The organism is Microbispora sp. H10830 (assembly GCF_014161375.1).
Lineage (GTDB): Bacteria > Actinomycetota > Actinomycetes > Streptosporangiales > Streptosporangiaceae > Microbispora > Microbispora catharanthi.
This window is the reverse complement of sequence record NZ_JABBWX010000014.1, coordinates 152023-165814: the sequence shown is the minus strand read 5'-3', so window position 1 is coordinate 165814 and position 13792 is coordinate 152023. Positions and strand designations below refer to the sequence as shown.

Annotated in this window: 12 protein-coding genes and 1 riboswitch; all 12 genes read right to left on the bottom strand. The window is 71.0% G+C overall.

Going from position 1 to position 13792, the window contains the following annotated elements; genetic code table 11:
- Positions 1 to 89: 89 nt before the first annotated feature.
- Entirely contained in the window at positions 90 to 2915 is a 2826-nt protein-coding gene (gene gcvP / locus HHX35_RS31480) for an aminomethyl-transferring glycine dehydrogenase (RefSeq protein WP_182902291.1), read from the bottom strand.
- 182 nt (positions 2916 to 3097) lie between these two features.
- Positions 3098 to 3189, bottom strand: a riboswitch (glycine riboswitch).
- 65 nt (positions 3190 to 3254) lie between these two features.
- On the bottom strand, positions 3255 to 3872 hold the full coding sequence (locus HHX35_RS31475; protein ID WP_240809230.1) for a MerR family transcriptional regulator: 618 nt from the start codon (positions 3870 to 3872) through the stop codon (positions 3255 to 3257).
- Positions 3873 to 4027: 155 nt separating this feature from the next.
- Positions 4028 to 4498: a bifunctional nuclease family protein gene (locus HHX35_RS31470; protein WP_139577972.1), complete on the bottom strand. Its 471-nt coding sequence runs from the start codon at positions 4496 to 4498 to the stop codon at positions 4028 to 4030.
- Between the two features lie 76 nt (positions 4499 to 4574).
- Entirely contained in the window at positions 4575 to 5231 is a 657-nt protein-coding gene (locus HHX35_RS31465) for a MerR family transcriptional regulator (protein ID WP_182902290.1), read from the bottom strand.
- Positions 5232 to 5250: 19 nt separating this feature from the next.
- Positions 5251 to 5754, bottom strand: a complete 504-nt coding sequence (locus HHX35_RS31460; RefSeq protein WP_079313913.1) for an FHA domain-containing protein — start codon at positions 5752 to 5754, stop codon at positions 5251 to 5253.
- A gap of 342 nt (positions 5755 to 6096) precedes the next feature.
- Positions 6097 to 8601, bottom strand: coding sequence for a mannose-1-phosphate guanyltransferase (locus HHX35_RS31455; protein WP_182902289.1), 2505 nt, complete (start codon positions 8599 to 8601; stop codon positions 6097 to 6099).
- Between the two features lie 3 nt (positions 8602 to 8604).
- Positions 8605 to 9171 (bottom strand): CDP-alcohol phosphatidyltransferase family protein, encoded by a 567-nt coding sequence (locus HHX35_RS31450; protein WP_182902288.1) that lies wholly within the window; start codon positions 9169 to 9171, stop codon positions 8605 to 8607.
- A gap of 10 nt (positions 9172 to 9181) precedes the next feature.
- Complete coding sequence (locus HHX35_RS31445) at positions 9182 to 11380, bottom strand: peptidase domain-containing ABC transporter (RefSeq protein WP_310739422.1); 2199 nt, start codon at positions 11378 to 11380, stop codon at positions 9182 to 9184.
- Positions 11377 to 11553, bottom strand: coding sequence for a hypothetical protein (locus HHX35_RS43925; protein WP_259405569.1), 177 nt, complete (start codon positions 11551 to 11553; stop codon positions 11377 to 11379). Before HHX35_RS43925 ends, HHX35_RS31445 begins: the two co-directional genes overlap by 4 nt.
- On the bottom strand, positions 11550 to 12521 hold the full coding sequence (locus HHX35_RS31440) for a TIGR04500 family putative peptide maturation system protein (RefSeq protein ID WP_182902286.1): 972 nt from the start codon (positions 12519 to 12521) through the stop codon (positions 11550 to 11552). The genes HHX35_RS43925 and HHX35_RS31440 overlap by 4 nt, the downstream gene beginning before the upstream one ends.
- Positions 12502 to 13518 carry an MvdC/MvdD family ATP grasp protein gene (locus HHX35_RS31435; RefSeq protein ID WP_182902285.1) on the bottom strand — a complete coding sequence of 339 codons (1017 nt, stop codon included), beginning with the start codon at positions 13516 to 13518 and terminating at the stop codon, positions 12502 to 12504. Before HHX35_RS31435 ends, HHX35_RS31440 begins: the two co-directional genes overlap by 20 nt.
- An 82-nt stretch (positions 13519 to 13600) precedes the next feature.
- On the bottom strand, positions 13601 to 13753 hold the full coding sequence (locus HHX35_RS31430; protein WP_182902284.1) for a putative ATP-grasp target RiPP: 153 nt from the start codon (positions 13751 to 13753) through the stop codon (positions 13601 to 13603).
- Positions 13754 to 13792 lie beyond the last annotated feature (39 nt).

Genomic DNA, 13792 nt, shown 5'->3' with positions numbered 1-13792 from the left:
GGGGGCCTCGCATGGTCGCAGGTGATGAGGAACGATCACCGCGATCTTAACGAGACCGGCCGCCGGGCGGGGCCGACATACCCAACTGATCAGTCCTCGTACGCCTCCAGGGGCGGGCAGGAGCAGACGAGGTTGCGGTCGCCGTACGCCTGGTCGATGCGGCGCACCGGCGACCAGTACTTGTCGTCCCGCAGGCCGGGCACCGGGTAGGCGGCCACCGCCCGCGAGTACGGGTGGGTCCACTCGTCGGCGGTGAGGCACTCGGCCGTGTGCGGGGCGTTGCGGAGCGGGTTGTCGGTCTTGTCGTACTCTCCCGACGCCACCTTGGCGATCTCGTCCCGGACGGCGATCATCGCGTCGACGAAGCGGTCGAGTTCGGCCAGGTCCTCGCTCTCCGTCGGCTCGATCATGAGCGTCCCGGCGACGGGGAACGACATCGTGGGCGCGTGGAAGCCGTAGTCGATCAGCCGCTTGGCCACGTCGTCCACCGTGACGCCGGTCTCCTTGGTGATCTGGCGCAGGTCGACGATGCACTCGTGGGCGACCAGGCCGTCCCTGCCGGTGTACAGCACCGGATAGTGCGGCGCCAGCCGCCGGGCCAGGTAGTTGGCCGACAGGATCGCCTGCTCGGTGGCCTGTCGCAGCCCGTCGGCGCCCATCATCCTGACGTACGCCCAGGAGATCGGCAGGATGCCCGCCGAGCCGTACGGCGCGGCGGACACGTGCGCCGGCAGGTGCTCGGCGAGGTGCGCCTTGACCGCCACCGGGCCGACGCCGGGACCACCGCCGCCGTGCGGGATGCAGAAGGTCTTGTGCAGGTTCAGGTGGGAGACGTCCGCGCCGAACTCGCCCAGCTTCGCCAGGCCCACCAGCGCGTTGAGGTTGGCCCCGTCCACGTAGACCTGCCCGCCGGCCTCGTGTACCCGCTCGCAGATCTCGACGATCGTCTCCTCGTACACCCCGTGGGTGGACGGGTAGGTCACCATGATCGCGGCGAGCGCGTCGCGGTGCTTGTCGATCTTGGCGGCGAGGTCGGCGACGTCGACGTTGCCGTTCTCGTCGCAGGCCACCACGACCACCCGCATGCCCGCCATGACGGCGCTGGCGGCGTTGGTGCCGTGCGCGGAGGACGGGATGAGGCACACGTCGCGGCCGTCCTCGCCCCTGGAGCGGTGGTAGGACCTGATCGCCAGCAGTCCGGCGAACTCGCCCTGGGAGCCCGCGTTCGGCTGGATCGACACCCGGTCGTAGCCGGTGACCTCGGCCAGCCAGCCCTCCAGCGTCGCGATCAGCTCGGCGTATCCCTCGGCCTGCTCCGCCGGGGCGAACGGGTGGATCGAGGCGAACTCCGGCCAGGTGACCGGCTCCATCTCTGTGGTCGCGTTGAGCTTCATCGTGCAGGAGCCCAGCGGGATCATCGAGCGGTCGAGCGCGATGTCCTTGTCCTGCAGCCGCCGCAGGTAGCGCAGCATCGCCGTCTCGGACCGGTGGGAGTGGAACACCGGGTGGGTGAGGAAGTCCGAGGTCCGCTGCAGGTCGGCCGGGAGCGCGTCGGAGGTCACCCGATCGAGGTCCTCGACCACGAGTTCGGGCGCGCCGAACGCCGCCCAGACCGCCCGCAGGTGGTCCGTGGTGGTCTTCTCGTCGCAGGCGACCCCGACGTGGTCGTCGTCGGCCAGGCGCAGGTTCACGCCCCGCTCCGCGGCGGCGGCCACGACCTGAGCGGCCCGCCCGGGCACCCGGGCGAGCACGGTGTCGAAGAACTCGTCGTGGACGACCTCCACGCCGCCCTCGCGCAGCCCCGCGGCCAGGACGGCCGCGTGGCGGTGCACCCGCTGGGCGATCCTCCTGAGGCCCTCCGGGCCGTGGTAAACGGCGTACATCGACGCCATGACGGCGAGCAGCACCTGCGCGGTGCAGATGTTGCTGGTGGCCTTCTCCCGCCGGATGTGCTGCTCGCGGGTCTGCAGGGCCAGCCGGTAGGCCGTGCGGCCGTCGGCGTCCACCGAGACGCCGACCAGGCGGCCCGGCATCTGCCGCTGCAGGCCCTCGCGGACGGCCATGTACGCGGCGTGGGGGCCGCCGTAGCCCAGCGGGACACCGAAGCGCTGGGAGGAGCCGACGGCGATGTCGGCGCCCTGCTCGCCCGGAGTCTCCAGCAGGGTCAGCGCCAGCAGGTCGGCCGCGGCCACCAGCAGCGCCCCCTGGGCGTGCGCCCGCTCGGCGACCGCGCGGAAGGATGCCACCCGGCCGCTCGCGCCCGGATACTGGACGAGGACTCCGAAGCACTCGGGCAGCTCGCCGGCGAGGTCGGACTCCACCAGCGTGATGCCGAGCGGCTCGGCGCGGGTCGCCAGCACGGCCTTGGTCTGCGGCAGCGCGTCGGCGTCCACCACGAACACGTCGGTCTTCACCTTGCTCGCCCGCCGGGCCAGCGTCATCGCCTCGGCCGCGGCCGTCGCCTCGTCGAGCAGGGACGCGCCGGCGACGTCGAGGCCGGTGAGGTCCGACACGACCGTCTGGAAGTTCAGCAGCGCCTCCAGCCGGCCCTGCGAGATCTCCGGCTGGTAGGGCGTGTACGCGGTGTACCAGCCGGGGTTCTCCATCACGTTGCGGAGAACGACACCCGGGGTGATCGTGTCGTGGTACCCGAGGCCGATCATCGGGGTCAGCACCCGGTTGCGGCCGGCGAGGGCGCGCAGCTCGGCCAGAGCCTCGGCCTCCCCCACCGCCTCGGGCAGGTTCAGCGGGCCGCGCGTGCGGATGGCCTCGGGCACGGCCACCGCGAGCAGGTCGGCCACCGACTCGTAGCCGACGGCCTCCAGCATCCGGGCGCGGCCGGCCTCGGAGGGGCCGATATGACGGGTGGCGAAGGGCGGAGCGGAAAGATCGCGAAGCGTGGACCGATCGGTCATGACAGGGGCCTCCTGGGCGGGTCGAGACCTGCGGCGACCGTCCGGCGCCCTGCGTGGCGCGGCCGGTCGTGAAGCGGTCTCCCCCTCTGTCATCGGACCTGAGAGCTTCACCGGGCCGTCGAGCCCGGCTTTCCCCTTCGGTGAGGCGCCGCCTGGCCGGCGGGCCTGCTTTTCAGAGTCGCCTCGTCCGTGCGGTACGGATGCCTGAGAGATTCCGGGGAGGTTTGCTCCTTCGGCGCCCCTGAAGGCCAGGGGTCTCTCCCGCACGAGGTCGTCGGCCGTGTCCCACTCTACCGGCTACCCGATATCAGGCATCACTCCCACCCCTGCGGAATGATCTCAGCCGGTCCTGCGGGCCTTTCTCCGGCGGGCCAGCTCGTCCGAGGGATGGTCCCCCTCCGCATCCGGAGCGGCCTCCGCGCGCTCGCCCGGAAGCTCGGCCAGCGATCCCTCGACCTCCCGCCACACCCGCCCGAGCGCGATGCCGAACACGCCCTGGCCACCCTGCAGCAGGTCGATCACCTCGTCGGCGCTCGTGCACTCGTAGACGCTCACGCCGTCGCTCATCAAAGTGATCTGGGCCAGGTCGTTGACGCCCCGGTCGCGCAAATGCCGTACGGCGGTGCGTATCTGCTGGAGGGAGACCCCCGTGTCCAGAAGACGTTTGACGACCTTCAGGACGAGGATGTCGCGGAAGCTGTACAGTCGCTGGGACCCGGATCCCTGGGCGGCCCTTATCGTCGGGAGCACCAGTTCGGTCCGGGCCCAGTAGTCGAGTTGCCGGTAGGTGATCCCGGCCGCCGCGCACGCCGTGGGCCCGCGGTATCCGATGCCCTGAGGCAGCGCCGTCGGCTGCTCGTCGAACAGCAGACCCTGTTCGCCGGCGCGCTCACGCGCCGCCTGCCGAACCGGGTCGTGCTGGCCGGCCGACTTACCCTCGCCGCTGCTGACCGCCACTGCGGACCTCCGGCTTTCTCTCATCCCACGGTCTGATCTGGGGGTTCGTGAATTACAACCGTGGTTTCCCTTGCACCGTAGGACCGGGGCCATCGTCAGTCAACGACCCCGTCCGGCGCGTCGTGAAGCGTAATCTCCCGAAATCGTCCGGCACGTCAGCCCGCCCGGCCGAAGTCTTCCGGTGTGATTTTGTCCAGGAACTCGCGGAACTTTTCCACTTCGTCTTCCTGGTCGTCGGGCATGCTCACGCCCGCCTCCTGGATCACGTCCTCACTCGCGTAGATCGTCGCGCCCGTACGCAACGCCAGCGCGATCGAGTCCGAAGGACGGGCGCTGACCTCCACGCCGTTGGAGAAGACCAGATCGGCGAAGAAGATTCCATCGCGGAGCGCGACGATGTTGACGGTGCGCAACCGCACCCCCAAGGCCTCAAGAACGTCACGGAACAAGTCGTGGGTCAGCGGCCGGGGCGGCGGCTCCTCCGCCTGCGCCAACGCGATAGCGGTCGCCTCGGTCATGCCTATCCAGATCGGCAGGTACCGATCACCGCTCGTCTCCTTCAGGAGAACGATCGGCTGGTTGGTGGGCATCTCAACGCGAACCCCCACGACCTCCATCTGCAACACGGGCGGCTCCGTCTCAAGCGTCGCGGCATATCACCAGGCATTCAACGTAACACCCACGGAGGTGCGGATGTGCCGGTCACCGCCCCAGAACGCCGCGAACACTCCCACGCAGTAACGCATTGTGAAGTTCCTGGAGAAGTCCGGAGATCTCCCGGGCGGTCTCGTCCGCCTCCGCGATCGCCCCCGGCGCCTTGCGCCGCAGCAGCGGGGCCACCGCCTGCTCGATGAGACCGGCCTCCCGCTCCACCGCGGCGCGGATCGCCCTCAGGTGCCGCGCCTGCAGGCCGAACCGCGCCAGCGCCCCCACGCTGCGCGCGACCTCCAGCGCCTCGCCGTCGTAGCGGCGCGCCACGGGGGCGACCAGGCCGAAGCTCTCCATCTCGGCCAGGGTCTCCTCGTCGATGCCTGCGGCCTCGATGAGCTCCTCCCGGCTGAGACGCACGGGCGGGGCGCCGTCGGACACGGCGTGCGGACGGGCCGCCTGCTCGTCCAGCTGATCCTTGATCACGCGGAGCGGCAGGTACTGGTCACGCTGCGCACGCAGGATGTACCGCAGGCGCTCGACGTCGTTGAAGGTGAACTTGCGGTACCCCGACGGGCTCCGCTGGGGCTCGATCAGCCCCTCACCCTCCAGAAACCGGATCTTGGAGACGGTCACGTCCGGGAACTCGCCCTGCAGCAGGGCGAGCACCTCCCCGATGCTCATGAACGCCCGTACGGCCTGCGCGCTCATGACTCCTCCTCCTCACCGATCACAGCCCTCCGGGACCACGCGTGAGGAACACCAGCCGGAACTTGCCGATCTGCACCTCGTCGCCGCCCTGCAACGGGGACTCCTCGATGCGCTCCCGGTTGACGTAGGTGCCGTTGAGGCTGCCCACATCACGCACGGTGAACTGGCCGCCGCGCCGGTAGAACTCCACGTGCCTCCTGGACACCGTCACATCGTCCAGGAAAATGTCGCTTTCCGGGTGGCGACCCGCCGTAGTGAGGTCGCTGTCGAGCAGAAAACGACTCCCCGCGTTCGGGCCCCGCATGACCACCAGCAGAGCCGTGCCGGGCGGCAACTGCTCGACCGCGGCCCTGTCCGGCAGCAGCGTCTGGCCCGTCTCCGCCTCAAGCGCCTCAAGTGAGATCGTCGAGGTCGTGTCGGCTGCGACGGGCGCCGGAGCGCTCAGCGGCGAACCGCATCGTGAACAGAAACGGGCATCCTCGGGGTTGGCATGACCGCACTGCGTGCAGTAGACGCTGGGCATCGAACGGCTCGGCCTCTCTCACGACTTGCTCTAGGACTGGCTCAAACTGCGAATGCCGCAACTTACGCTGATCAGGCACAAAGGTCAAGACCGCGGCTGGGCGTGGACTGACCAACGCTACAGCCAGCGGAGGTTCAAGGTCCATCCCGCCACACGTGTTGTATTGCCGCGCCTCCGGCGCGGCGGCTCGGGGCGCCTTCAGGCCGCGTCGTCGTGCCGGAGGCGCGCCATGAGCACAGCCCTCGTCGCGTCCTCGCTCGTTCCTCGCTCCGGGCGCTCCTCAGTCCAGTCGCGGCCGCGCCCCTCGCGGGACAGTTGCGCGCCGCACCTTACTTGAGGGGGTCAGTGAGCGCCGGCGGCTTGTTCGACGACGTGGGCCCAGTGCTCCAGAAGGGCCTGGGCGGTGTCCATGTCGTGACCCTCCGCCCACAGGTGGGTGACGGCCTCGGCGGGGTCGGGCAGGACGAGGGCCCAGCTTCCGTCGTCCTCCACGACGCGGACGCCGTCGGTGGTGTCCAGGCGGTGACCCTCGGCCGCCTCGACGACCGAGCGCATCACGGCCCCCTTGTGCGCCCAGGGCGTGGGAACGGTCCGCTTGAGCAGCTTGGCCTCCGGGATGCGGGCGTCGATCTGGCTGAGCGACAGCCGGGTGCGCGCGACCAGGCCGAGCAGGCGCAGGAACACCGCCAGGCCGTCCACGGTGGGCGCGAACTCCGGGACGATGAAGCCGCCCTTCCCGTCGCCGGCGAAGATCGTGTCGGGGTGCCGGGCCGCCCGCGTCAGCGTGTCGAGGCTCGTGGCCGTCCAGTCCACCTGCACGCCGTGGAAGCGGCACACCATCTCCGCCACCCGGGTCGTGGTGACCGGCAGGGCCACCCGGCCGCCCCGGCGCTCGGCCGCCACCAGGTCGAGCACGACGAGCAGCGCCCGCTCCTCGCTGATCAGCTGGCCCATCTCGTCCACCAGGGAGACCCGCTCCGCCACCGGGTCGAACCGTACGCCGAAGGCGGCCCGTGCCGAGGCCACCAGCTCCGCCAGGCGCTGCAGATCGCGGCGGCGCTCGGCGAGCGTCTCGGTCGGCGAGGCGTCGTCGAGGCGGTTGTTCACGGTGAGCACGTCGACCCCGGCCCGGCCCAGCAGGCTCGGCAGCACGAGCGAGGAGGTGCCGCCCGCGCAGTCGACCACGACCTTCATCTCGGTGTCCTTCACCCCGGACATGTCGATGCAGGCCAGCAGCTCCCGCGCGTACGTGTCGACGGCGCGGGCGGGGAAGGTCAGCTCGGCGATCTCGCCGGGGAAGGCGCGCCGGTACTCCTGCCGGGAGAAGACCCGCTCCAGCTTGCGCTGGGCCGCCTGGGACAGGTCGGCCCCCGTCTCGTCCATGAACACGATGTCGACGCTCTGGGGGTCGCCCGCCGTGGTGCGCAGGGCGATGCCGCCCCGGACGTTCTCCCGCGAGGTGTTGAACCTGGCGACCGGCAGGGCGGCGGCCTCCAGGTCGACCACGTTGATCGCGCTGGAGTTCAGCGCGCTGATCACCGCCCGCTTGAGCGCCCGTGCCGCGCGCGAGGCGTCGCGGGAGGTGACGACCGTGTCGCCCTTGCGCAGCGTCGTGGCGTACGCGCTGGCCAGCCGTACGCACAGCTCGGGGGTGATCTCGACGTTGACCAGCCCGGAGACCCCGCGGGGGCCGAACAGGCTGCGCTGGCCGCGCGACTCCCAGATGACGCTGGTGTTGACGACCGTGCCCGCCTCGATCGTCTTGAACGGGTAGATCTTCACGCCGGAGGAGACGTACGCCTCGGCCTCGATGACGCACTCGTCGCCGACGACGGCGTTCTCCTCGATCCTGGCGCCGGTCATCACGTCGGTGTTCTTGCCGATCACGCAGCCGCGCAGGTGGGCGGCCGGGCCGACGTACACGTTGTCGCTGACCACCGCGCGGTGGAGGAAGGCGCCCTCCTTGACGACGGCGTTGCTGCCGAGCACGGTGTACTCCCGCAGTTCGGCGCCGGCCTCGACCTTGGCGTAGTCGCCGATGTAGAGGGGGCCCTTGAGCACGGCCTCGGGGTCCACCGAGGCGCCCTCGGCGGCCCACACGCCCGGGGCCAGCTCGAACGCGTCGAAGTCGACCTTGACCTTGCCCTCCAGCACGTCGGCCTGGGCCTTGAGGTAGCTCTCGTGCGTGCCGACGTCCTCCCAGTAGCCCTCGGCCACGTAGCCGAACAGCCGGCAGCCCCGTTCGAGCATGTCGGGGAAGATGTCGGACGACCAGTCGACCGACTGGCCGGGGGCGATCTCGTCGAGGACCGACGGCTCCATGATGTAGATGCCGGTGTTGACCGTGTCGGAGAACACCTGGCCCCAGGTGGGCTTCTCCAGGAAGCGCTGGATGCGGCCGCTGTCGTCCACGATGATGATCCCGAACTCCAGCGGGTTGGGCACGCGCTTGAGCCCGATGGTGACCAGCGCCCGGTTCTCGCGGTGGAAGCGGAGCATGTCGGTCAGGTCGATGTCGGTGAGCGCGTCGCCGGAGATGACCAGGAAGCGGTCGTCGCGGAGCTTGTCGGCGGCGTTCTTCACGCTGCCGGCCGTCCCGAGGGGGACCTCCTCGGTGGCGTAGTGGAGGGTCATGCCAAGCTCGTCGCCGTCGCCGAAGTAGTTGCGGATCAGCGCGGCCAGGAACTGCACGGTAACCACGGTCTCGGTGAACCCGTGCCGCTTGAGCAGCCGGAGCACGTGTTCCATGATCGGCCGGTTGATGATGGGGAGCAGGGGCTTGGGCTGGTTCGCGGTCATCGGCCGCAGCCGTGTCCCCTCCCCGCCCGCCATGACGACGGCCTTCACGGGTCACCCCTTCGTTAGCTGGCGCACCTGTACGACATACAACACCCCCGCCCACCAATACAGACCAGTTCCCCAGATGGCGAAGGCCCATCCGAAGATCGCGGCAATCTCGGCATACCATCCCTCGTGGGAGGCGAGGAACAGCAGCGGGAACGCGTACATCAGGGCGGCGGTGCCGGCCTTGCCGAGGAAGTGGACGGGCAGCGCCGGGCCGTACCCGTGCCGCCGCAGCACGGGCGGCATCCACAGCAGCAGCACGTCGCGCAGCGGCACCGCGAGCGCCAGCCACCAGGGGACGGCGCCCCGCAGCACCAGACCGACCAGGGTGGCGAGGATGTAGAGCCGGTCGGCGAGCGGGTCGATGAGCCGGCCCAGCCTGCTGATCTGGTTCCAGGCGCGGGCGAGCTTGCCGTCGAGCCAGTCGCTGAAGCCGGCGAGCGCCAGCAGCGCGATGGCCCACCCGTCGGCGTGGGGACCCAGCACGAGCCAGAGGAAGACGGGGACGCCGAGCAGCCGCAGGGCGCTCAGCAGGTTGGGCACCGTCCAGATCCGGTCCTCGGCAGCGTTCACGCCCCAGACCCTACATGCCGCTCTCCCTGTCGATCCGGGCAGGAGCCACGGGGGTTCGCCCACGGGTGCCGGCCTGGGTGGAGGCCGTTTGCGCGGCGACGAGCCGGGTGTAGCGCCCGCCCAGGGCCAGCAGCTCCTCGTGGGTGCCCCGCTCCACCACCATGCCCCGCTCGACGACAAGGATCAGGTCGGCGTCCCGCACCGTGCTCAGCCGGTGCGCGATCACGATGCGGGTCTGCGTCAGGCGGGACAGCCGCGCCTCGATGTCGGCCTCGGTCGCACTGTCCAGGTTGCTGGTCGCCTCGTCGAGCAGCAGCACCTTGGGGCGGGGCAGCAGCGCGCGGGCCAGGGCGAGGCGCTGGCGCTGTCCACCCGACAGGCCGCCGCCCTCGACCAGGATCGTCTCGTAGCCCATGGGCATCGCCATGATCTCGTCGTGCAGGGCGGCGAGCCGGGCCGCCTCGGCGATCCGGTCCATGCCGGCCTCGGGGAAGTTGAGCGCGATGTTCTCCCGGATCGTCCCGGTGAACAGCGACGGCTCCTGGGTGACCACGCCGAACTGGCGGCGCAGCGATCGCGGGTTGAGCTCGGCCGCGGGAACGCCGTCGTATCGGATCTCCCCGGCCGTCGGCTGGTACAGGGCGAGCAGGAGGCGGGCGAGCGTGCTCTTGCCCGACCCCGAGGGACCGACCAGCGCGACCTTCTGCCCCGGCCGTACGACCAGTGAGACGTCGCGCAACGTCCACGAGCCGCGCGGGTCGTGGCGGAAGCCGACCCCGCGCAGCTCGATGCCGCCGCGCAGCCGCAGCACCTCGATCCCCGTGGACGGCTCGGGCTCGGAGGCGAGGATGTCCGACAGCCGGTCGAAGTGCGCCCCGGCCTGCTGAAGGCTGCGCAGGCTGGTCATCAGCGAGCCGATCGGGGTGAGCGCGGCGGTGGCCAGGGCGTTCAGCGCGAGCAGCGTCCCGAGGCTCAGCGACCCGTCGAGCACCCGCCACGCGCCGACCCACAGCAGCCCCAGCGGCGCGAGATAGCGCACCGCCCCGAGCACCGACTCGATGAGCCCCCGGACGAGCCCTCCCCGCACGTCGGCGTCGAGTTGCTGGGCGAACAGGTCCGACCAGCGCTGCATCGCCCGCGGCTCGGCCCCGGACGCCTTGAGCGTCTCGATGCCGCCGACGGCCTCCATCAGCCGGCCCTGCGTGACGGCGAGAGCGGCCAGCTCGCGCCTGGTCAGGTCGCCCACCCGGCGGGCGGTGCCGAGCAGGAGGGCGGCCTGCCCCGCGGCGAGCAGCGCGAGGAAGCCGCCGAAGACCGGGTCCCGGGCGAAGACGAGCAGCAGGTAGACCAGGGCGAGCGGCCCGTCGAGCAACGACGAGAGAATCTGCCCGGTCAGCGTCTCGCGCAGGGCGATGACGCTGTTCGATCGGTTCACCAGGTCTCCCTTGCCGCGCACCGCGAAGTACCGGTACGGCAGCGCGACAAGGTGCGACACCAGGTTCCGCGTCACCTCGCCGTCGGTGCGCGAGCGGAGCGCGACGAGCAGCACCGAACGCAGGTAGCTCACCGCGAACTGGGTGACCACGGCGACCAGCACGGCCACGCCGAGGAGCGAGAGAAGCCCGGAGTCCCCGCGCGGGAGGATCCGGTCGACGACGATCTGGAACGCCGTCGCGAGCCCCAGGCCGAGCACCTGGAGCAGCACCGAGGCCGCGACCACCTGGGCGAGCAGGCCCTTCCTGCGGAACACCAGGGCGCGCAGGAAGTCGCGCCGCCACGCCCGCGCGGCGCTGGACCGAACGCGGCGGAACCCCGGCTCCGGCTCGAACGCCAGCAGCACGCCGGTGAAGCCGGCGTCGAACTCGGCGGGCGTGAGCCGCCTGCGTCCCTGGCCGGGGTCCACGATGTCCACGTGATCGGGCGTCCACCGCTCCACCACCACGAAGTGCTGGAACTCCCAGTGGACGATCGCGGGCATGGGCACCCGCCCGAGGTCGGCCGGCTCCAGCGAGAACGCCTTGGCGTTCAGGCCGAACTCCCGCGCGGCGCGGACGATGGCCAGCGCGCTCAGGCCGTCCCTGCCCACTTGGAGGTGGTCGGTGACCTCCTGCACGGTGGTGCGGTGGCCGTGGAAGGACAGGATCACGGCCAGGCAGGCCGCGCCGCACTCGGTCGCCGAGTTCTGCAGAAAGACCGGGACCCGTCTCACCCGCCACCCCTCAGGACCAGAGCGGCGAGAACGGCCAGCCCCGAGGTGAGCACCGCGACCGCGCACCAGAGCAGGACGAGGCTGCGATTGCCGACCTCCTTGACAGCGGCCGGGGCAGACGGCGGGGCGGCATGGCGGCGCAGTGCCTCGGCGCGGAAGATCTGCCTGTTCACAGCGTGCCGGTCCGCGCCGTGGTTCCCCAGAACCATTCGATCTTCGCGGCCCGGCGGCGTTCATCGATCCACAGGTCGAAGACCCGCCGTTCGACGCGGCGGCGCGTGTCCGCGTCGAGCTCGGCGCCGGCGACGGAGATCACCTTGAGCAGGACGTCCGGGGCGGGCGAGACGACGTCGCCGGGCCGGGCGGTGCCCGTCTCGGCCGCGGGCACGTCCTCGACGACCAGCCGGGCGCCGCGCGTCCGCTCCGCCAGCGCGAAGAAGCCGGCTCCGGCGTCGATCTCCGCCGCCGCCCGCCGGGCCGCCTCGGAGCCGGGGAAGGTGAGGCGGGCGACCCGGGCCGTGCCGAACTCCTCCCGGTGCTCCTCGAAGTACGGCTCGACCCGTCCGGCCGTCACCCGCTCCCGGACGCGGGCAGCGGCCACCTCCCCCGCGACCAGCTCCTGGAGGTCTGCCACGGTGAGGGAGCGGCGGTCCATCCACTCGCGCGTCCGTTCCGCGGTGAGCAGTCCCCGGGCGCGCCGGAACGCGTCCACCGCCTCCTGGATCTCGTGGTCGGAGAGCTCGACCGGCGCTTCCTCCATCTCGCCCTGGACGAGGGCGGCGGCGATGATCCGGTCCACCAGCCGGGCCTCGTCCCACAGGAAGTCGAGCCAGGCGACCGCGTCGACCACCTTGACCCCGACTCCGTCGATCCGCAGCAGCAGCATCTCGCCGGCCCGCTGCACACCTCGCAGGGGCCAGGGCAGGGCGCGGTCGGGGCACCAGGACAGCGACACCGTCCCCTCCCCCGGCCGTTTGATCAGGAGGTCGTAGTGGAGCGAGTCGTCGTAGTCCTCCCGCTGCCATAGCAGCCGGAAGCGCACGCCGGGATGGCGCTCCCGCAACTCCCGCAGGCGCTCCTGGGCCTCGGACGGGTCAACGCCGTCCAGGCCGCGGAGGGTTTCAAGGGCGTCCGGCAACATGCGCGGTCTCCTCTCCGACCGTGCCGTACATCAACAGATCACACAGGGCCGCGCCGATCGGCAGGCCCGTGGCCTTCTCGATCCAGAGCCACTGGCCGCTGGGGTTGACTTCGAGGAAGACGTAACGCCCGTCGGGGGTCAGGATGAGATCGATCGCTCCGTAGCGCAGGCCGAGCCGCCGCACGATCCGCACGCAGCGCTCGGCCACCTCCGGCGGCAGCTCGTGCACCTCATGGCGGGTGCTGCCCGGGTCGTAGCGGCGCCAGTCGAGCCTCGTGTGATTGCTCTCCTGCGAGTGGATCTCCGCCGCGAAGACGGCCCGCCCCACGACGGTCACCCGCAGTTCGACCCGCTTGGGCACGTACTCCTGGATGACGACCGGGCCGAACCTGATCGCGTCCGCGTACGCCACATCCCGGGTGGACACCGGTTCCGACATCCGGGCCACGCCCTCCCCGTCGGCGCGGGGTCCCGCCGGAGCGCCCAGGGGCTTGGTGATGATGCGGCCCTGGTGCCGGCTGTAGAAGTCCAGGAACTCGTCGGGGTCGTTGGTGATCAGCGTGTCCGGCAGCTCGAATCCGAGACGACCGGCCAGGACCAGCTGTGACGACTTGCGCTGGGCCAGTCTCACCCGTTCCCTGGGCGCGGGGACCATGCGGCAGTCGAGCTGCTCCCACAGGTCCCCGGCGAACATCGCGCACTCCTGCTCGATGTGGGCACGTGCGGCCGGGTCGGCGATCTCGGGATGCGCGACGGGAGCCCGGGGACGGCGGAACCACACCGCCGTCAGACGGTCGAGATCGACGTCCGCCGTCTCCGTGCGCAGCCGCCGCCGCACCCGCCCGTCACGGTGGTAAACCGCGTCGAGCACCGCGCGGACCGGATAGTCGGCCGGGTCGAAGACGACCGCTTTCGCCTCCCGCGCGGCCAGCAGACGGGCCACGTGCTCCGCATGGAGGTCTCCGTCGATCGTGAGGATGAGTATCTCGCCGGACATCTCTCGTTCTTCCTGGTCTGGCTTCCTGGTCGGGCGCGGGGCGCCGGAAGGGCGCCCCGCGCGGTCACTCAGAAGCGGTCGCTCAGAAGTCGAGGTCCTTGGCGTCGACGCTGCCGTCCGGGGTGATGACGTGGCTCGACCACTCGAACTTCCGGCCGCCGTTGACGAGACGGAGGTCTCCCTCGTCGAGCTCCGGCCCGGCCGCCGCGATGTCGTCGATTCTGATCTTGGGCATTGTGATCCCTCCAGCCGTCCGGGGACGGCGCGGTTCCTG